This window comes from Rhodanobacter sp. UC4451_H18, from assembly GCF_052978225.1.
In genome coordinates this window covers 1997687-2016214 of the sequence record NZ_CM129663.1, presented here as the reverse complement: position 1 = coordinate 2016214, position 18528 = coordinate 1997687, and the positions used below count along the sequence as shown (strand labels likewise).

General features: G+C 68.8%; 16 protein-coding genes. 7 read left to right on the top strand and 9 right to left on the bottom strand.

The features are described from left to right. The first annotated feature begins 65 nt into the window (after positions 1–65). On the top strand, positions 66–1253 hold the full coding sequence (locus tag ACVCMG_RS09240; RefSeq protein ID WP_447113934.1) for a class I SAM-dependent methyltransferase: 1188 nt from the start codon (positions 66–68) through the stop codon (positions 1251–1253). A gap of 1 nt (position 1254) precedes the next feature. Here ACVCMG_RS09240 and ACVCMG_RS09235 read toward each other — a convergent pair whose 3' ends face one another. Further along, entirely contained in the window at positions 1255–3480 is a 2226-nt protein-coding gene (locus ACVCMG_RS09235; RefSeq protein WP_447113933.1) for an LTA synthase family protein, read from the bottom strand. Positions 3481–3539: 59 nt separating this feature from the next. Then, positions 3540–4775: a multifunctional CCA addition/repair protein gene (locus ACVCMG_RS09230; protein WP_447113932.1), complete on the bottom strand. Its 1236-nt coding sequence runs from the start codon at positions 4773–4775 to the stop codon at positions 3540–3542. A 102-nt stretch (positions 4776–4877) separates the two neighbouring features. Between ACVCMG_RS09230 and ACVCMG_RS09225 the strand changes: the two genes are divergently transcribed. Then, positions 4878–5870 (top strand): cupin-like domain-containing protein, encoded by a 993-nt coding sequence (locus ACVCMG_RS09225; RefSeq protein ID WP_447113931.1) that lies wholly within the window; start codon positions 4878–4880, stop codon positions 5868–5870. A gap of 12 nt (positions 5871–5882) precedes the next feature. Here the strand turns inward: ACVCMG_RS09225 and ACVCMG_RS09220 are convergent, their stop codons facing one another. From ACVCMG_RS09220 to trxA, 3 genes are all read right to left on the bottom strand, one after another. Next, a complete protein-coding gene (locus ACVCMG_RS09220; protein WP_447113930.1) occupies positions 5883–7250 on the bottom strand; it encodes a glutamate--cysteine ligase in 1368 nt (455 codons plus the stop codon). A gap of 262 nt (positions 7251–7512) precedes the next feature. After that, a complete protein-coding gene (rho, locus tag ACVCMG_RS09215; RefSeq protein ID WP_447115401.1) occupies positions 7513–9243 on the bottom strand; it encodes a transcription termination factor Rho in 1731 nt (576 codons plus the stop codon). Between the two features lie 244 nt (positions 9244–9487). Continuing rightward, the gene (trxA, locus tag ACVCMG_RS09210) at positions 9488–9814 is read right to left on the bottom strand and encodes a thioredoxin TrxA (RefSeq protein ID WP_008438536.1); all 327 of its coding nucleotides are present in this window, start codon (positions 9812–9814) and stop codon (positions 9488–9490) included. Positions 9815–10197: 383 nt separating this feature from the next. Between trxA and ACVCMG_RS09205 the strand changes: the two genes are divergently transcribed. The 5 genes from ACVCMG_RS09205 to ung all read left to right on the top strand — a co-directional run bounded on the left by ACVCMG_RS09205 (position 10198) and on the right by ung (position 15393). Further along, a complete protein-coding gene (locus tag ACVCMG_RS09205) occupies positions 10198–11925 on the top strand; it encodes a DEAD/DEAH box helicase (protein ID WP_447113929.1) in 1728 nt (575 codons plus the stop codon). A 142-nt stretch (positions 11926–12067) separates the two neighbouring features. Then, positions 12068–12745: a cell division ATP-binding protein FtsE gene (gene ftsE / locus ACVCMG_RS09200; RefSeq protein ID WP_136258070.1), complete on the top strand. Its 678-nt coding sequence runs from the start codon at positions 12068–12070 to the stop codon at positions 12743–12745. Further along, entirely contained in the window at positions 12742–13722 is a 981-nt protein-coding gene (ftsX, locus tag ACVCMG_RS09195; protein ID WP_447105384.1) for a permease-like cell division protein FtsX, read from the top strand. The genes ftsE and ftsX overlap by 4 nt, the downstream gene beginning before the upstream one ends. 115 nt (positions 13723–13837) lie before the next feature. Next, positions 13838–14689: a response regulator gene (locus tag ACVCMG_RS09190; protein ID WP_395121039.1), complete on the top strand. Its 852-nt coding sequence runs from the start codon at positions 13838–13840 to the stop codon at positions 14687–14689. After that, the gene (gene ung / locus ACVCMG_RS09185) at positions 14686–15393 is read left to right on the top strand and encodes a uracil-DNA glycosylase (protein WP_395121040.1); all 708 of its coding nucleotides are present in this window, start codon (positions 14686–14688) and stop codon (positions 15391–15393) included. Before ACVCMG_RS09190 ends, ung begins: the two co-directional genes overlap by 4 nt. Here the strand turns inward: ung and thiD are convergent. Genes thiD through ACVCMG_RS09165 form a run of 4 tightly spaced genes read right to left on the bottom strand, consistent with a single transcriptional unit; the run spans position 15339 to position 18527 of the window. Continuing rightward, positions 15339–16172, bottom strand: coding sequence for a bifunctional hydroxymethylpyrimidine kinase/phosphomethylpyrimidine kinase (thiD, locus tag ACVCMG_RS09180; protein WP_447113928.1), 834 nt, complete (start codon positions 16170–16172; stop codon positions 15339–15341). The genes ung and thiD overlap by 55 nt on opposite strands. Further along, complete coding sequence (locus ACVCMG_RS09175; protein WP_447113927.1) at positions 16169–17155, bottom strand: ThiF family adenylyltransferase; 987 nt, start codon at positions 17153–17155, stop codon at positions 16169–16171. Before ACVCMG_RS09175 ends, thiD begins: the two co-directional genes overlap by 4 nt. Then, on the bottom strand, positions 17152–17760 hold the full coding sequence (locus tag ACVCMG_RS09170; protein ID WP_395121043.1) for a thiamine phosphate synthase: 609 nt from the start codon (positions 17758–17760) through the stop codon (positions 17152–17154). Before ACVCMG_RS09170 ends, ACVCMG_RS09175 begins: the two co-directional genes overlap by 4 nt. Next, positions 17757–18527: a thiazole synthase gene (locus tag ACVCMG_RS09165; protein WP_447113926.1), complete on the bottom strand. Its 771-nt coding sequence runs from the start codon at positions 18525–18527 to the stop codon at positions 17757–17759. Before ACVCMG_RS09165 ends, ACVCMG_RS09170 begins: the two co-directional genes overlap by 4 nt. Position 18528 lies beyond the last annotated feature (1 nt).

The window sequence follows — 18528 nt, the reverse complement described above, 5'->3', positions numbered from 1 at the left end:
GGAGGCGGGCTGGCGGTTGCAGACCATCCGTTATGCTTGCCGCGTTTTCATCACCGGCAAGACCGATGCCTTCCCGCCTCCCCGAACCCGGCGCCGACGAACGCGCTCATTCCGACCGCCTGATGCAATTGCTGCGCGAGCAGATCGCCTCGCACGGGCCGATGCCGTTCTCGCAGTACATGGAGCGTTGCCTGTATGCGCCGGGGCTGGGCTATTACAGCGCCGGTCGCACCAAGTTCGGCGCGGCGGGAGACTTCGTCACGGCGCCGGAACTGGGCGAGCTGTTCGCACGTTGCGTGGTGAATGCGTTGCAGCCGGTGCTGGCGATGCTGGGCGGGGAGGCCGACTTCCTCGAACTCGGTGGCGGCAGCGGTGCGTTCGCCGAGGCGGCGTTGAAGACGCTGGCAGCGGGCGACACCTTGCCGCGGCGATACCTGATCCTGGAACCCAGCGCCGACCTGCGCGAGCGCCAGCGCGAACGCCTGCAGGCGAACCTGCCGGCTGAACTCAACGCGCGCGTGGCATGGCTGGATCGCCCGCCCGAGCAGGATTGGCGCGGCGTGCTGTTCGCCAACGAGGTGATCGACGCGCTGCCGGCGACCCGTTTCGCGATGCGCGATGGCGAGGTGTTCGAGGAATATGTGGCGCTGGACGGCGAGGGGCGATTGATGCGCGTCGATCGTCCGGCCGATGCGCTGGTCGCCGGCGCGGTGCGGCACGTCGAACGCGACCTCGGCGCCGAGTTCGCCGACGGCTACCGCTCCGAACTGCTGCCGCAGTTGGCGTACTGGATACAGGCCGTGGCCGGGGCGCTGGTCGCCGGCGTGATGCTGTTCGTCGATTACGGCTACGTGCGCCGCGAGTACTACCTGGCCGAGCGCGACGACGGCACCTTGATGGCGCACTACCGCCACCACGCGCACAACGATCCGCTGTACCTGCCCGGCTTGAACGACCTCACCGCATCGGTGGATTTCACCGCGCTGGCCGAGGCCGGCAACAGTGCCGGTTTCGGCGTGGCCGCGTACATGCCGCAGGCGCAATTCCTGATTGGCGCGGGCTTGCAGCAGGTGTTCGAGCAGCTGCAGCCGGCGGACGAACGCGGCCGCCTCCAGCTGGCGCAGCAGGTGAAGAAGCTGATGCTGCCCGAACAGATGGGCGAGCGCTTCCAGGCGATGCTGCTCGCGCGCGGCATGGAGGCGCTGCCGCTGCCGGCCGAGCTGCTGGCCGCCGACCAGGGCGGCCGGCTGTGAGCTAGCCCGCGACGGGTCCGGCGGTCGGCGGCGCAACGGCCGCCGACGTGGCCGGTGCCGGTGCCGATGCAGCTGGCGCGGGAACGGACGCGGCCGGCGCCGGCAAGGGCTCCACCTTCGTCGAATCCTCCGGCCGCCGCCGCATCGCGCCGCTGGCGAACTGCTCGCTGGCCACCTGGTAATACGCCACTGCGTCGTCGATCAGCGATTGCCGCAGTGGCTGCACCGGCGTGGCGTCGCCGGTGGCGTAGTCGGGCTTGAGCTGCTCCAGCCGGCGCCGCGGCTCCAGGATGGTGAGCACGTCGTCTTGCAGGTAGCCGAGCTTTTCGTAGGTGCCGGGGAAGGCGTGTTCGCGTTCCGGCGGCAGCGCGAACAGGTCGTGGCCGAAGAAGCGCGTGCGATAGCTGAAATTGAGCATGCCCAGCAGCGTCGGCGGGATGTCCAGCTGGCCCATCAGCCGGTGCACGCGTTCGGGCTTGAAGTGCGCCGGCGCGTAGATCCACAGCGGGATGTGGTAGCGGTTGATCGGCAGGCTGGTCTTGCCCGCGCTGGAGGCGCAGTGGTCGGCGGTGATCACGAACACGGTGTTGTCGAAGTACGGCTTCGCCCGCGCGCGCCTGATGAAGTCGCCGATCGCCCAGTCGGTGTACGCCACCGCGCCGGCGCGCGATTGGTTGGGAAACTTCACCCGGTTGTCGGGGAAGGTGTACGGCCGGTGGTTGGAGGTGGTCATCACGTGCAGGAAGAACGGCTTGCCCTCGGCGTGGATCTGGTCCATCTGGCCCAGCGCCAGGGTGTACAGATCCTCGTCTGCCACGCCCCACACGTTCTGGCCGTGGATGGTGGCGCCCTTGGGGATGTCGCGCCGGTCCACGTCGCGATAGCCGTTGTGGCCGAAGAAGTAGTTCATGTTGTCGAACTGGCCGTAACCGCCGTAGACGAAGTCCGACTGGTAGCCGCGGTCATTGAAGATGCCCGCCAGCGAGAACAGGTCCTCGTTGTCGTGCTCGCGGATCAGCGAGTCGCCCGGTGTCGGCGGCACCGACAAGGCCAGTGCCTCCAGCCCGCGCACCGTGCGCGTGCCGTTGGCGTAGAGGTTGTCGAAGAACACGCTGTGATCGACCAGCGAATCGAGATACGGGGTGAGCTGCTGCTGGTTGCCGAACGTGGCCAGGTAGTCGCCGGACAGGCTCTCCACGCTGATCAGCACCACGTTGAGATGCTTCTCCGGGCCGACGTGGCGGATTGCGCGGGTGAGGTCGCGCGGGTCGTCGCTGATGAAGGTGGCGTCCGGCGTCTGCAGCAGTTCGCGAAGTCGCGCATAGGCCTGGTCGTCGGGCAGGGTGCGGTAGAACTTGGCGTAGTCCAGGTGCGAGGAGCGGAACGCGGCGAAGAACTGGTAGATGCCGTTGCCGGCCAGCTCGTCGACATAGGTGTTTCCAGTGCGATCCTTCATGCCGCCGTTGACGGCGAACACCGAGACCACCGTCAGCACCAGCCACAGCAGCACCAGCTTGCCGCGCTGCCACAGCCGGCTGCCGCTGTCGCGCGCGCGCAGGCCGCGGCGGCCGATGAAGAAGATCACCAGCGCCAGCACCACCAGCAGCGCCAGCCAGCGCCAGATCGGGTAGGACTCCCGGATGTTGCCGATCACCTCGGTGGTGTAGACCAGATAATCCACCGCGATGAAGTTGAAGCGCACGCTGAATTCGTTCCAGAACACCAGTTCGGATGCAGCGATGAACAACAGGGCGTAGACCAGCAGCAGCCCGAAGCCGTACACCACCCACTGGCCGGCGCGCGAGGTGTAGGTGAACCCCGCCAGCGGCAGCACGAACAGGAACGGCAGGATCGCCGGCCAGGTCACCTTGAGGCTGGCGTGGTAGATCAGGTGCAAGGCGCCGACGCACAGCACGCCGGCCAGCGTCACCCCCACCGCGTACAACAGCCAGCGCAGCAGCGGCGGCGTGCGGCCCGAGCGGGTCGGCACCAGCCACAGCAGCAGCACCATCGGCCAGGCCAGGTAGATGAAGGTCACCAGGTCGTAGCCCAGCCCCACGCCGAACGCGTAAAGCAGGTTCAGCGGGGTATGCGGCACGTTGCTGCCGGACATCACCAGCAGCACCACGCGGGTGACGAAGCTGATCGCCAGGTAGGTGATGCCCAACCACCACAGCGGTCGGAAGCGCTGGCGCAGCGGCGAGGGCGCGGTGAACAGGTCGGACACGGACGACTCCAGCGGGTTGGCCGATCCCCCGATCGGCAATCCGCTCTTTATACCGCGGATCAGCTTTTCGGATGCTTTGTCTTCACCGCGGCGATCGCGTCGATGCGTGCCGCCGCCATCGCCTGGCCGATCGCCGGGCCGGTCAGGCCGGCGGCGACGAAGCCGGCCGCGTCGATCGCCGCGGCGGCATCGCGGCAGGCGCGCAGGTAGTCGGCCTGCGGATACGCGTCCAGCGCATGTCCCGTGCGACCGCGCTTGTCCGCCATGCAGGCAGCCAGGAACTTGTCAAGCCGTGCCGGGCGCCGCAGGGCGTCGAGCGCGGTCAACAACTTCAACACCGTCGCGGGCTTCAGCTCGAACGCCCGGTGGGCATTCAGGTGCTCGCGGCAAACCAGCTCGGCCAGCGCGGCATGTTCGGTGGGTACCTTCAGTCGTGCGGCCAGCGCGCGCAGCGGCTTCACGCCGTGCTGCTCGTGGCCGATGTGGCGCGGCAGTTCGTGCGCCGGGGTCAGCGCCTTGCCGAGGTCATGGGTCAGCGCGCAGAAGGCGACCAGGTCGTCGCCCGGCGCCAGTTGTGCCGACTGGTCCAGCACCAGTTCCAGGTGAACGCCGCTGTCGATCTCCGGGTGGAACTCGGCGCGCTGCGGCACGCCGTACAGCGCGTCGACCTCGGGAAACAGCACCGCCAGCGCGCCGCACTCGCGCAGCACGCGCAGGAACGCCGCGGGCTGCGCCTCGCCCAGTGCCTTGCGCGTCTCCGCCCAGACCCGCTCCGGCACCAGGTGATCGATCTCGCCATCGCGCACCATCTGCTGCATCAGCGTCATCGTCTCCGGCGCCACCGTGAAACCCAGCGGGGCGAAGCGCGCCGCGAAGCGTGCCGTGCGCAACACGCGCACCGGATCTTCGGCGAAGGCCGGCGACACATGCCGCAGCACCCGTACGGCGATGTCGCGCACGCCGCCGAACGGATCGGTCAGCACGCCTTGCGCATCCTCGGCGATCGCGTTGATGGTCAGGTCGCGCCGCGCCAGATCCTGCTCCAGCGTCACGTTCGCGTCGGCCTGGAACACGAAACCGTGATAGCCGCGCCCGCTCTTGCGCTCGGTGCGCGCCAGCGCGTACTCCTCGCCCGTCTCCGGGTGCAGGAACACCGGAAAATCCCTGCCCACCGGTCGATAGCCGCGCGCCAGCAGGTCCTCGGGCAGCGCGCCGACCACCACGTAGTCGCGGTCACCCGCCGCCCGCCCCAGCAACTTGTCGCGCACCGCGCCGCCGACCAGATAGGTTTGCATGCGGGCATGATGCCATGCGGGAAGCGTTACGCCGTGCGTTGACCGTCGCAGACGAGGGGTGGAACATGCGCTCGGCGACATGGTACGGACCGTGAGTCCTTCTTGTCCGCGCTTGACCGCGCCGCCGCCATGAATGGCCGCAACAAGGGGGGCATCATGCTGGGCAGCTTCATTTCCTCCCGTCATTACGCCGAACTGCTCGCCCGAGGTCGTCAAGCCGGGCCGCGCATGCTCGAGCTCGATCCCGCGCAACTGGCACGGCACTACAATCGGCAGCCGTTTGTGTTCGCCCATGCCTTGGCCGGCAACGAATACTTCGCGCTGCCTCGCCTGTTCGACCTGTGCCGGCGCATGGATTCGCGGAAGATCCGCTACCGGATCGGCGAGATTCCCGACGACGCACACTTCGACAGTTCGTTCGATCGGTACAAGGCGGGCCTGAGTCTCGAAGACGCGATCGATCGATTCGAAGAAGAGCGTGCCTACGTCGTCATCTACAACCCCGAGCTGGACCCGGAATACCGGGTGGTCATCGAAGGCGTGCTGGCCGAAATCGCCGCGGACACCGCGTCCCTCGATCCGGAAATGACCTGGTATTCGACCTACATCTTCATTTCCACGCGCGACGCCGTCACGCCCTATCACATGGACCGGGAGATGAACTTCCTGTGCCAGATCCGCGGTACCAAGCGCGTGCAGCTGTGGAATCCCGCCGACGAGGAGGTGATGACCGACGCGCAGAAGGATCTGCTGCTCGCTCACGTCGGCGAGCGGCCACCGTTCCGGGATGCGCTCCAGAGCAAAGCGAGCACGTTCGACCTCGGCCCGGGCATGGGCGTGCATCATCCGTTCATCGCCCCGCACCGCGTGTACACCGGACGGGACCTGTCGGTGTCCTTGGCCGTCACCTACCGCACGCGTCGTTCGGACGTCCGCACGGCTGCCCACGTCTTCAATGCGAAACTGCGTCGACTTGGCTGGCGACCTCTGCCGGTCGGCCGCTCCCGCGCGCTCGACCGCTGCAAGGCAGCGGGCTTGCGTCTGTTCCGGCGTGGACGCGGCCTGATCCGGGGCAGGGGCGACGGACGGGCGTGAACGCCGCGGCGCTCAGTACGCGAACTCGCGGAACACCGGGTCCACGCTGCCGCCCCACGCGCCGTGGAACAGTTCAAGTTTGCGCTCGGCCGGGGTCTGGTTGGTGGCGACGATCTCGAGCAGCGGTTCGAGGAAGATGCTTTCGTCGGCACCGTTCTTGTTGAGGCAGGCGCGGCGCTTGAGCCCGTGGGCGGCGATCTTCAGCGCCTCCTCGGCGAGGTCACGCACCGTGCCGCCACGGAACGGCAGTTTCAGCGCGTGCTTCGGCACGCCGTCGCGCAGGGCGTGGCGCTCGGCGGTGCTGAAATCCTTGACCAGGTCCCAGGCTGCGTCCAGCGCCTGCTGGTCGTACAGCAGGCCGACCCAGAACGCGGGCAGGGCGCACAGCCGGTTCCACGGGCCGCCGTCGGCGCCGCGCATCTCCAGGTACTGCTTCAGGCGCACCTCGGGGAAAGCGGTGGTGAGGTGGTCGGCGAAGTCCTTCATGGTGGCGCGCACGCCCGGCAGCGGGGGCAGTTCGCCGGCCATGAACTTCCTGAAGTCCTGCCCCGCCAGGTCGAGGTACTGGCCGTTCTGCAGGCTGAAGTACATCGGCACGCCGAGGATGTAGTCGACGTAGCGCTCGTAGCCGAAGCCGTCGGCGAAGACGAAGTCGAGCATGCCGGTGCGATCCGCATCGGTATCGGTCCAGATGTGCGAGCGATACGACAGATAGCCGTTTGGACGTCCCTCGGTGAACGGCGAGTCGGCGAACAGCGCGGTGGCGATCGGCTGCAGCGCGAGGCTGGTGCGGAATTTCTTCACCATGTCCGCTTCGGACGAGAAGTCCAGGTTCACCTGCACGGTGCAGGTGCGCGTCATCATGTCCAGGCCGAGCGAGCCGACCTTGGGCATGTACTCGCGCATGATCTTGTAGCGGCCCTTGGGCATCCACGGCATCTCGTCGCGGCGCCACTTCGGCTGGAAGCCCATGCCGAGGAAACCCACGCCCATGCTCTCGGCGACCGAGCGCACGTCCTTCAGGTGCGAGTTCACCTCGGCGCAGGTCTGGTGGATGGTCTCCAGCATGGCGCCGGACAATTCCAGTTGCCCGGCCGGCTCCAGCGTGATGGAGGCACCGTTGCGCGACAGCGCCACCGGGTTCTCGCCTTCGCGGGCGACGTCCCAGCCATAGCGGGAGGCCAGGGTCTCCAGCAACACCTTGATGCCGCGCTCGCCCTCGAAGGTGGGCGGACGCAGGTCGTCGGTGCGGAAGCCGAACTTCTCGTGCTCGGTGCCGATGCGCCACGCCTCGCGTGGCTTTTCGCCGGCCGCCAGGTAATCGGCGAGCTGCTGGCGCCCCGCGATCGGGGTGCTCTTGACGGCGCTGGGTATGGACACGGGGGAAGCCTCGCTGGGAGTGCGCACCATGTTGGGGCTGCGGCGCGGGCACAAAAGGGGGTGACGGAAAATAATTGTACGCGACGGTACAGATGAGCCGGGAATCGGGAATGGGGAATAGGGAATCGGAGGAGCGTCGCCTGGCCGGCATGTTTGTCCGGTGGAAGAATCCGGGGACCGGAAAACAACAGGGCCGGCATGAAGCCGGCCCCGTCGCGACGCTTTTCTATTCCCTATTCCCCATTCCCGATTCCCGGCTCTTTCACCGCTTCATCGAGTTGAAGAACTCGTCGTTGGACTTGGTGTTCTTCATCTTGTCGAGCATGAACTCCATCGCGGCCAGCTCGTCCATCGGGTGCAGCAGCTTGCGCAGGATCCAGATCTTGGCCAGCAGGTCCGGGTCGATCAGCAGGTCCTCGCGGCGGGTGCCGGAGCGGTTGATGTCGATGGCCGGGTAGACGCGCTTCTCGGAGATGCGCCGGCTCAGGTGCACTTCCATGTTGCCGGTGCCCTTGAACTCCTCGTAGATCACCTCGTCCATCTTGGAGCCGGTTTCGATCAGCGCGGTGGCGATGATGGTCAGCGAGCCGCCTTCCTCGACGTTGCGCGCGGCGCCGAAGAAGCGCTTCGGGCGCTGCAGCGCGTTGGCGTCCACGCCGCCGGTGAGCACCTTGCCGGAGCTGGGCACCACGGTGTTGTAGGCGCGGGCGAGGCGGGTGATCGAGTCGAGCAGGATCACCACATCCTTCTTGTGCTCGACCAGGCGCTTGGCGCGCTCGATCACCATCTCGGCGACCTGCACGTGGCGCACGGCCGGCTCGTCGAAGGTGGAGCTGATGACTTCGGCGCGCACGGTGCGGGCGATCTCGGTGACTTCCTCCGGCCGTTCGTCGACCAGCAGGATCATCACGTGCGCTTCGGGATGGTTGTAGGTGATCGCCTGGGCGACGTTCTGCAACATCATCGTCTTGCCGGACTTGGGCTGCGACACGATCAGGCCGCGCTGGCCCTTGCCGATCGGCGCGATCAGGTCGAGGATGCGGCCGGTGATGTCCTCGCTCGACCCGTTGCCGCGCTCCAGCTTGAACGCCTTGCGCGGGAACAGCGGGGTGAGGTTCTCGAACAGCATCTTGTTCTTCGATGCTTCCGGCGGGTCGCCGTTGATCGTCTCCACCCGCAGCATGGCGAAGTAGCGCTCGCCTTCCTTCGGATGCCGCACGCGGCCGGTGATGTAGTCGCCGGTGCGCAGGTTGAAGCGGCGGATCTGGCTGGGCGAGACGTAGATGTCGTCGGGGCCGGCCAGGTAGGACTCGTCGGCGGAACGCATGAAGCCGAAGCCGTCCTGCAGGATTTCCAGCACGCCTTCGGCCCAGATGCCGCCGCCGGAGCGGGCGTGCGCCTTGAGCACGTTGAAGATCACGTCCTGCTTGCGCGCGCGGGCAATGCCTTCGTGCAGGCCCAGCGATTCGGCGAACTCCAGCAGCTGCGGCGCCTTCATGCGCTTGAGCTCGGTGAGGTTGATCAGGCGGGTGTCGCTGCCCGGATCGGCGTTGTCGTCGTCCATCGGCAGGCCGTTCGGGTTCGGGCGCGGGTGGCGCTCGCCCTGCGGTCGCTGCTGGTTGTTGCGCTCGCCGCGCTCGTTGCGGCGGCGCCGGCCGCGACCGTCGCGACCTTCACGGGGGCCGTTCTGGCCCTGGTTGGAACCCTGGCCCTGGTTCTGGTTCTGGCCCTGGTTCTGGTTAGCATGGGGGTTGGCCGCGGCGGATTCCGTGTTCGCCGGGGCGTTGTTGCCCGTTGCGGTCCCGGCTTCCGTGGCGGCCGGGGCGGGTGCCGGAGTTGGAGCCGGTGCGGCGGGCGCGGGCTGTTCGCTGGCTGGCGCCTTGTCGGCTGCGCCTGCCTTGGCGCTGGTGCCGCCGTCGTCGGTGGTCGCGGCGGATTTCGCGGCGACCCGGCGCGGCGCGCGGGCGCGGGGCTCGGGCTTGCCTTCGGTCACGGTGCTGGCATCGGCGCCCCGGGTTTCGGGCGGAGTCTGGTTATCGGTATCGGACACGGGCAATCCTCGCGGGGCGCCGTTGAGTTGCAGGAGGGAGGGTGTGCGTCGCGCGGAGGCGCAAGGGGACAGGACTGTCCCGACGGACGCAGATCAATCTAGCACCCGTCGTGGGGCGGCGTAAAGCGGCGCAGGCCTGTCGGACCATGCCGGACAGGCTGCGACGGACGGGTGGCTTGCGGGAAAGTCAGATGGCCTTGTCGATCATCTGGGTCAGCTGGCCCTTGCTGACGGCGCCGATCTGGGTCGCCTCGACCTTGCCGTTCTTGAACACCATCAGGGTCGGGATGCCGCGCACGCCATAGGCTCGCGGGGTCTGCTGGTTCTGGTCGATGTTGACCTTGACCACGCGCAGCTTGCCTTCGTACTGCTGGGCCAGCTCGTCCAGCATCGGCGCGATGGCCTTGCACGGGCCGCACCATTCGGCCCAGAAATCCAGCAGCACGGGGGTTTCGGATTTGAGCACCTGCTGTTCGAAGGCGTCGTCGTTCACATGGGTAATCAGGTCGCTCACCGGGGATCTCCGTGGCTTGGGGTACGCAAAAACTGCAGGCAGGGAACAATGGGGTGGCCAGCGCCACAATACAAGGAGTGGCGTCATCGGCTACACTCGGGCGCCCATGAAGCATGGGTTGAGCTGAGAGGGAGGCGGGCCGGCACGGCCAGCGTCCATTCCAGCGCAACCCCGGGCACGATTCAAGAGCGGCCCTTGCAGGCCGCTTTCGGGCCGCCGTCAAAACCGGCGTCGCACGCCGCGGCGCGACCTTGCCGACCCCCGGGATTGCACGCTTCACTGCGCCACGCGCACCCGTCCTGCACCGTTTCGCGCCGGTTTTCGGCCGCCAAAGCGGGTGCAGCGCATTACGCCGCCCCAAGGCAAGGTTCCCAGTTACCCATATGTCACAAACCGTACTCACCGATACCTTTTTCACCAACTTCGATCTTCATCCGCTGCTGCAGCAGGGCCTGGACGACAGCGGTTTCACCCGCTGCACGCCGATCCAGGAAATGACCCTGGCGCCGGCGCTGGCCGGCCGCGATGTCGCCGGCCAGGCCCAGACCGGCACCGGCAAGACCTGCGCCTTCCTGGTCGCGCTGATGAATCGCCTGCTCACCACCCCCGCCGTGGCCGACCGCAAGGATTCGGACCCGCGTGCCCTGATCATCGCGCCGACCCGCGAGCTGGCGATCCAGATCGACAAGGACGCCCAGGCGATCGGCCGCCACACCGGGCTGAAGACCGCGTTGATCTACGGCGGCGTCGATTACGACAAGCAGCGCCAGCAGCTCAAGGACGGTTGCGACATCATCATCGCCACCCCGGGGCGCATGCTCGACTATCACAAGCAGGGCGTGTTCAGCCTCAACAGCGTCGAGGTGATGGTGATCGACGAGGCCGACCGCATGTTCGACCTCGGCTTCATCAAGGACGTGCGCTTCATCTTCCGCCGGTTGCCGCCACGCGAGCAGCGCCAGGTGCTGTTGTTCTCCGCCACGCTGAGCCACCGCGTGCTGGAGCTGGCCTACGAGCACATGCACGAGGCCGAGAAGCTGGTGGTGGAGAGTGACCACGTCACCGCCGACAAGGTGCGCCAGGTGGTCTACTTCCCGGCCAAGGAAGAGAAGATGCCGCTGCTGCTCAACCTGATCGACCAGCACAAGCCCACGCGCAGCATCATCTTCGTCAACACCAAGGCCGCCGCCGAGCGCGTCACCGAGCGCGTGAAACGCCATGGCTGCCGCGTCGGCGCGATCTCCGGCGACGTGCCGCAGCTGAAGCGGCAGAAGCTGCTGCAGCGCTTTCAGGAAGGCCAGCTCGACATCCTGGTGGCCACCGACGTGGCCGCGCGCGGCCTGCACATCCCGCATGTCAGCCACGTGTTCAACTATGACCTGCCGCACGAGGCCGAGGATTACGTGCACCGCATCGGGCGCACCGCGCGGCTGGGCGCCGAGGGCGACGCGATCAGCTTCGCCTGCGACCTGTACGCGATGTCGCTGCCGGACATCGAGGCCTATATCGGCCAGAGCATCCCGGTGGCGTCGATCGACCCTGCCTGGCTGGTGATGCCCAAGCCGCATGCCGTGGACGCGGAGTTCGCCGCGAACGCGGCGGCCGACAGCGCGGCGTTCGGCGACGTGGTCGCGCCGCGGCCCGGCGAGAAGCCGCGGCATGCCGGCGGCAGCCGCCATGGTGGCCGCGACGGCGAGCGCGGCACATCGAGGCCGCGGCGCGAACACAAGCCGGCCGTGGCGGAAGCGCCGGCCGTGGCAGCGGTCGCCGCGGCAGCACCTGCCGCCGACACCGCAGCGGCCAGCAGCAACGCCGAGGGCACACGCAAGCCGCGCCGTCGTCGCGGTGGACGCAACCGCCGCCGCGATGGCGCGCCGGTTGCCGGTGCCGAGGCGACCACCCCGACGCAGGCAGCGCCTTCGGGTCACCACGGCGGCCGCGGCGAACGCCGCCCGCCGCGCGAGCGCACCGCGGGCGAAGCGTCCACCGCCGTCCACCACGCCCGCCCGTCGCGTCAGGTGGCGGTGACCTCCGGCAAGGCGATCGAGCACGCGCGTCCGGCCAAGCCCGGCCTGTTCCGCCGTCTGACCCGGCTGTTCACCGGCAAGTAGCCGCGCAGGCTCCGCGTCGACGCCGCCGACCCTCGCGCGGCGTCGACGACACGCATTCGGCGATGCCGGCAGCCGCACCTGGTTGCTTCGCTTCCCTTATCCTTGGGGTCGGCATGACCACATCCAGGTGCGGGGAGCGGCGGTGATCCAGTTCGATCAAGTCAGCAAACGCTACGAAGGCGGCCACGAGGCGCTGTCGCAGCTGTCCTTCGAGGTGCCCGACGGCGAGATGGCGTTCGTCACCGGCCACTCCGGCGCCGGCAAGAGCACCTTGCTCAAGCTGCTCGGGTTGATCGAACGCCCGTCGCACGGTTCGATCAGCATGGACGGCAAGAAGCTGTCGAAGATCCGCGCCAGCGGCGTGCCGAAGTGGCGCCGGCGGGTCGGCATGGTGTTCCAGGACCATCGGTTGCTGATGGATCGCACGGTGTTCGCCAACGTGGAGTTGCCGCTGGTGATCGGTGCGGTGGCGCGCGCCGAGCGCGCCCGCCGCGTTCGCGCGGCGCTGGAGAAGGTCGGCCTGCTCGCCTACGAACGGCAACTGCCGGCCACGCTGTCTGCCGGCGAGCAGCAGCGCGTGGGCATCGCCCGCGCGATCGTGGCCCGACCGGCGCTGCTGATCGCCGACGAGCCCACCGGCAATCTCGACCCGCAGCTGGCGCTGGAGATCATGGCGCTGTTTGCCGAGTTCCAGCAGGTCGGCACCACCGTGCTGGTGGCCAGCCACGACCTGCCGCTGATCAAGCGCATGAAGAAACGCGTGATCGTGCTCGATCACGGTCGGCTGGTGGCCGACCTCGCCGCGCAGGAGGTCTTGTGAACAAGGCACCCGAGCAGCGCGCCGCGCCCGCCGACGCACCGGCGCGCAACGAACACAGCCGCGGCCGGCGCTTCGCCAGCTGGCGCGAGCACCACGGCTGGAGTGCCGCGGCGAGCCTGCGCCGTCTCGCCGCGCGCCCGCTGGGCAGCGTGCTGACGATCGCCGTGATGGGCCTGGCGCTGGCCTTGCCGCTGGCGTTCTACCTGCTGCTGGGCAACGTGCAGCGGCTGGGCGATGCGCTGGGCCAGAACCCGGCGATCAGCGTGTTCATGAAGTCCGACCAGGGCGCGCAGCAGGCGCAACTGCTGGCCAGTGACCTGGGCGCCCGTGCCGAAGTGGCGTCGGTGGCGATCAAGACGCCGCAGCAGGGCATGGACGAGCTGGCGAAGATGCAGGGTTTCTCCGGTGCGCTGCAGACGCTCGGCGACAACCCGCTGCCCTACGTGCTGCAACTGCAGCCGCGCGACGGTGCCAGCGCCGCGGCGCTGGAACAGCTGGTGGCCGACGTGCGCGCGATGCGCAGCGTCGAGCTGGTGCAGGACAGCGGCCACTGGCGCCAGCGACTGGAGGCGTTGCTGGGCGTGGGCAATCGCATCGTGCTGATCGTCGCCTCGCTGCTCGCGCTGGCGGCGCTGCTGGTGGTGGGCAACACGGTGCGGGTGGATATCGCCAGTCGCAGCGAGGAGATCGGCGTGCTGCTGCTGGTCGGCGCCGGCAAGGCGTTCGTGCGCCGGCCTTATCTGTATGCGGGGATCTGGTACGGCCTGTTCAGCGGCATCCTCGCCGCCGCGCTGGCGGTGGCGATCGAGCTGGCGCTGGCGCGGCCGGTCGCACGACTGAGCGCGGCGTACGATGGCCAGTTGCAGGTGGGCGGGTTGCCGCCCTGGCTGCTGCTGGCCGTGCCCGTGGCGGCCGCGTTGCTGGGCTGGCTCGGCGCACGCCTGGTCAGCGCCTGGCAACTGCGCACGGTGGCGTGATGGCGCGGCGCGGCGGTGACGTGAATCGCAGCCTGCGACGCCCTGCTTCGGGCATCATCGACGGATCGGGGTGCGCTCTTCGGCACGGATCGCGGATCAGTCGGGTGAGTGAGGCATGAGTACAAACATCAGCGGTCGTCTGCTGACCGAGGCACCGCGCGTGCTGGTGGTCGACGGGTCGCGCGTGGTGCGCAAGTTGATCGGGCGCGTGCTGAACGAGGAGCTGCCGGGCGTGGAGGTGGTCGGTTGCGACACCGGCGCCGAGGCGCAGCAGGTGCTAGGCGAGGGCGCCTTCGACTTCGTCACCATCGCGCTGCGCCTGCCGGACATGGACGGGCTGGAACTGGCGAAGTTCGTGCGCGAATCCGGCGCGCAGGCCTACGTGCCGATCGTGGTGGTGTCCGGCGACGTGGACGCGCGCCTGCACCGCCGCTCGCTGGGCGAGCACGTCACCGACTATTTCGACAAGGCGCTGGGTTTCCAGGCACTGGCCGAATTCATCCGCGGCTACGTCAGCCCGCAGGTCAGCGCCGAGGGCAGCGTGTTGTACGTGGAAGACAGCCGGGTGGTGGCGCTGGCCACCCGCCGCATGCTGGAGAAGATCGGCCTGACCGTGCGCCACGTGGTCAGCGTGGAGGATGCGATCGCCCTGCTGGAAACCGACCGCGCGCTGGGCTGGATCGGCGCCGACGTGGTGCTGACCGATGTCAGCCTGAAGGGCGAGCTGACCGGCGGCGACTTGCTCGAACACATCCGCACCGTGTTCGGCTACGGCAAGGGCCGCCTGCCGGTGCTGGTGATGACCGGCGACGAGAACCCGGCCAACCAGACCGCGCTGATCCGCGCCGGCGCCAACGACCTGGTCGAGAAACCGGTCGAGGAAAAATTGCTGATCACCAAGTTGCTGTTCCAGCTGCGCGTGGCGCGCCACCTGCGAGAGCGCGAGCGGGCCGACAAGGACGCATGAGCGGGCATCCGGTCAGGCTGGAGCCGTCCTGGAAGGCGCGCATCGGCGATTACCTGCAGCGGCCGGACATGCAGGCGCTGGCTGCCTTCCTGCGCGAGGAGAAAGAGGCCGGCAAGCGCATCTATCCGCCCGGGCCGGAGATCTTCGCCGCGTTCGCGCATACCCCGTTCGACGCCGTGCGCGTGGTGATCCTGGGCCAGGACCCGTACCACGGCCCCGGCCAGGCGCACGGCTTGTGTTTCTCGGTGCGCCCCGGCGTGCGGGTGCCGCCGTCGCTGGAAAACATCTTCAAGGAAATCCAGCGCGATCTCGGCATCGCGCGCCCTGACCACGGCTGCCTCACGCCGTGGGCCGACCGCGGCGTGTTGCTGCTCAACAGCGTGCTGACGGTGGAAGAGGGCCGCGCCGGCGCGCACGCCAATCGCGGCTGGGAAGGCTTCACCGATGCGGCAATCGACGCCTTGAACCGCGAGCGCGAAGGGATCGTGTTCCTGCTGTGGGGCAGCTACGCCCAGCGCAAGGGGCAGCTGATCGACGCCCGCAGGCATTGCGTGCTGAAGAGCGTGCATCCGTCGCCGCTGTCGGCGCATCGTGGCTTCCTCGGCTGCGGCCATTTCTCCGCGGCCAACCGCTATCTGGAAAGCCGCGGTCAAGCACCCATCGACTGGTCGCTGCCGCCGCGGGCCTCGTTTCCCGCCGGTTGAGATGAAGACGGTCGGTGCTGGCGACCGACCAGCACGGCTCGCACGTGGGCTTTCGCGCGACAGGCGGCGTCACCCAATGGATAACCCCGGGCGACGTTGGCCGCGATGCCGGCCGCGAGCATGCAACCGGTGCCGTGCAGGCGGCGGGTAGCCACCCACGGCGCGGCGAAGCGCTGCGTGCCTTCGCCGGTAACCAGCAGATCGACCGCTTCCGGCAGCGCGGCATGGCCGCCCTTCATCAGCACCGCGTGCGGCCCGAGGGCGAGCAGGGCGCGGCCCTGCGCCGCCATGTCCGGCTCGCTGCCGGCGCAGGACGTGCCCAGCAGCGTGGCGGCTTCGGCCAGATTCGGCGTGAGGCAGTCGACCTGCGGAAGCAGGCGCGCGCGCAGCAGCTCCAGCGCTTCGGCATCGAGCAGCCGGGTGCCCGAACTGGCGTGCAGCACCGGATCGAGCACCACGAACGACGAGCGCCGGCATTGCAGGTGCTCGGCCGCGACCGCGACGATCTCCGCGTTCGCCAGCATGCCGAGCTTGACGGCACGGATATCCATCGCCTCGAACACGGACTCCAGTTGCGCCCGCACCATCGCGGCGGACATCACCTGGATGGCGCGGATGCCGTTGGCGTTCTGTGCGGTGACTGCGGTCACCACGGTGGCGCCGTCGACGCCGAAGGCCGCGAACGTCTTCAGGTCGGCCTGGATGCCGGCGCCGCCGCAGGAGTCGGAGCCGGCGATCGAGAGCACGCTGACCGGCGGCGGCATGCGTCTGCGCGTCATGATGGCAGGCCGGCGAGAGTCACCAGTGCCAGCTGACGGTAGCCGCGGGATTGCAGCTGCCGCGCGGCACGCCATGCGCGCAGACCGCTCTGGCAGCACAGCACCACCCGGCGGTCGGTGGGCGGGTGTTCGGCAGTGAACGCGGCGAGGCGTTCCGGAGTGAAGCGCAAGGCGTTCGCCAACGGCGAGGTCGGCGCTTCGTCAAGACCGCGCAGATCGATCACGACGTCGCGGGGCGTGACCTCGTCGACGTCGATGAAGCGCAGCACCTCGCCTGCGGTTTCGCCGGCGTGGTGGAAGTCGAAGCCGCCGAACGCCAGTCGGCTGGCGTCGAAACTCGTCAGTCGACCCAGCGGCGACGGCTTGATGCCCAGCAGCCACTGCAGCACGAATTGCGCCTGCAGGCTGCCAAGCAGGCCGACGACGCTGCCGAGCACGCCGGCGCTGCTGCAGCTGGCGGCGCGTGCGGGCATCTCGGGAAATACCGCGCGGTAGCTGGGCGCGCCGGCACAGAAGCCGCCGACGTAGCCGGCCAGGCCGACCGCCGACGCGCTGACCAGCGGCGTGTGCTGCTGCAGGCAGGCGTCGCTCAAGACGTAGGTGGCGGCGAGGCTGTCCGCGGCATCGACGACGATGTCGGCGGCGCCGACCAGCGCCACCGCGTTGCCCGGCGTCAGCCGCTGCGCCAGCGCCTCCACCGCGATGTCCGGGTTCAGGCGCAGCAGCGCAGCGCGCGCCGCTTCCACCTTGCGAGCGCCGATGTCGGTCATCGTGTAGAGCGGTTGCCGGTGCAGGTTGCTCTCTTCGACGCGGTCAGGGTCGACGACGATCAGCCGGCCGATGCCGGCGGCGGCCAGGTAGTGCAACACGGGACAGCCGAGACCGCCGGCGCCGATCACCAGCACCCGCGCGGCCGCGAGTCGGGCCTGGCCGGTCGGGCCGACGTCGGGCAGGGCGATCTGGCGCGCGTAGCGATCGGTCATGCGCGCGCACCGGCGAAATCGACCCAGTCCGTGACGCGGAGAGTCGGGTCCGGATGCCGGGTCACGTCGCTGACCATGGCGACGCTGTCCGCGCCGGCATCGAAACAGCCGGCGGCGCGTTCCAGCGTGATGCCGCCGATCGCCACCAGTGGCCGCGCGCCGATCCGCCGCTTCCACTCGCCAATGCGCGGCAAACCCTGCGGCGCCCACGGCATCGCCTTGAGCGTGGTCGGATAGATCGGGCCCAGCGCGACGTAGTCCGGGGCGAGCGCCAGCGCCCGCTCCAGCTCGGCGTGATCGTGCGTGCTGATGCCGAGCTTCACGCCGCGCGCGCGGATCGCCGGCAGGTCCGCCGCGAGCAGATCCTGCTGGCCGAGGTGGATGAAGTCGGCGCCCTCGTCCAGCGCGATCTGCCAATGGTCGTTGACCACCAGCTGCACGTGTCGCGCGCGGCAGATCGCCAGCGCCGCGCGCACTTCACGACGGATCAGCTCCGGCGGCTGTTCCTTGATGCGCAACTGCAGCAGCCGGACGCCGAGCGGGGCGAGTCGACCCACCCAGTCGGCGCTGTCCACGATCGGGTAGAACGCGGGGAACGCGTTCATGCCAGCCACGCCGTGCCCGCCACCGGCGTCGAGGGCACGGCGAGATCGCGCGGCTCCATCGGCTGCGCCTCGAAGCCGGCGCGACCCGCCTCGACCGCCCGGGCGAACGCCCCGGCCATCGCCACCGGATCGCCGGCCATCGCCACCGCGGTGTTGAGCAGCACGCCGTCGACGCCCAGTTCCATCGCCTGCACCGCATGGGACGGGCGGCCGATGCCGGCGTCCACGATCAGCGGCACGTCCGGGAAATGCGCGCGCAATGCACGCAGGCCGAACCCATTGTTGAGGCCGCGGCCGCTGCCGATCGGCGCACCCCACGGCATCAGCACGCGGCAGCCGGCCTGCAGCAGGCGATCAGCCACCACCAGGTCTTCGGTGGTGTACGGAAACACCTCGAAGCCGTCGGCGGCCAGTTCGACCGCGGCCTCGACCAGGCCGAACACGTCGGGCTGCAGCGTGTCGGCATCGCCGATCACTTCCAGCTTGATCCATGCGGTGTGGAAGATGTCGCGCGCCATCTTCGCGGTGGTCACCGCCTCCTTCGCCGAGTGGCAGCCGGCGGTGTTCGGCAGCACGCGCACGCCGAGGCCGTGGATCAGCGACCAGAAGCCCTGGCCGCTGCGCTGCGTGCCGGCTTCGCGACGCAGCGAGACGGTGACCACCTCGGTACCCGAGGCGCGCACCGCGTCGGCGAGGATCGCCGGCGAGGGGTAGCGTGCGCTGCCCAGCAACAGGCGCGATGCCAGTTCGACGTCGTAGAGCTTCATC

Excerpts from the sequence above, each read along its gene's own strand:
- ACVCMG_RS09165 (WP_447113926.1), bottom strand. The coding sequence starts at position 18,527 with ATGAAGCTCTACGACGTCGAACTGGCATCGCGCCTGTTGCTGGGCAGC.
- ACVCMG_RS09190 (WP_395121039.1), top strand. The coding sequence starts at position 13,838 with ATGAGTACAAACATCAGCGGTCGTCTGCTGACCGAGGCACCGCGCGTG.
- thiD (WP_447113928.1), bottom strand. The coding sequence starts at position 16,172 with ATGACGCGCAGACGCATGCCGCCGCCGGTCAGCGTGCTCTCGATCGCC.
- ACVCMG_RS09170 (WP_395121043.1), bottom strand. The coding sequence starts at position 17,760 with ATGAACGCGTTCCCCGCGTTCTACCCGATCGTGGACAGCGCCGACTGG.
- ung (WP_395121040.1), top strand. The coding sequence starts at position 14,686 with ATGAGCGGGCATCCGGTCAGGCTGGAGCCGTCCTGGAAGGCGCGCATC.
- ACVCMG_RS09240 (WP_447113934.1), top strand. The coding sequence starts at position 66 with ATGCCTTCCCGCCTCCCCGAACCCGGCGCCGACGAACGCGCTCATTCC.
- ACVCMG_RS09205 (WP_447113929.1), top strand. The coding sequence starts at position 10,198 with ATGTCACAAACCGTACTCACCGATACCTTTTTCACCAACTTCGATCTT.
- ACVCMG_RS09230 (WP_447113932.1), bottom strand. The coding sequence starts at position 4,775 with ATGCAAACCTATCTGGTCGGCGGCGCGGTGCGCGACAAGTTGCTGGGG.
- ACVCMG_RS09175 (WP_447113927.1), bottom strand. The coding sequence starts at position 17,155 with ATGACCGATCGCTACGCGCGCCAGATCGCCCTGCCCGACGTCGGCCCG.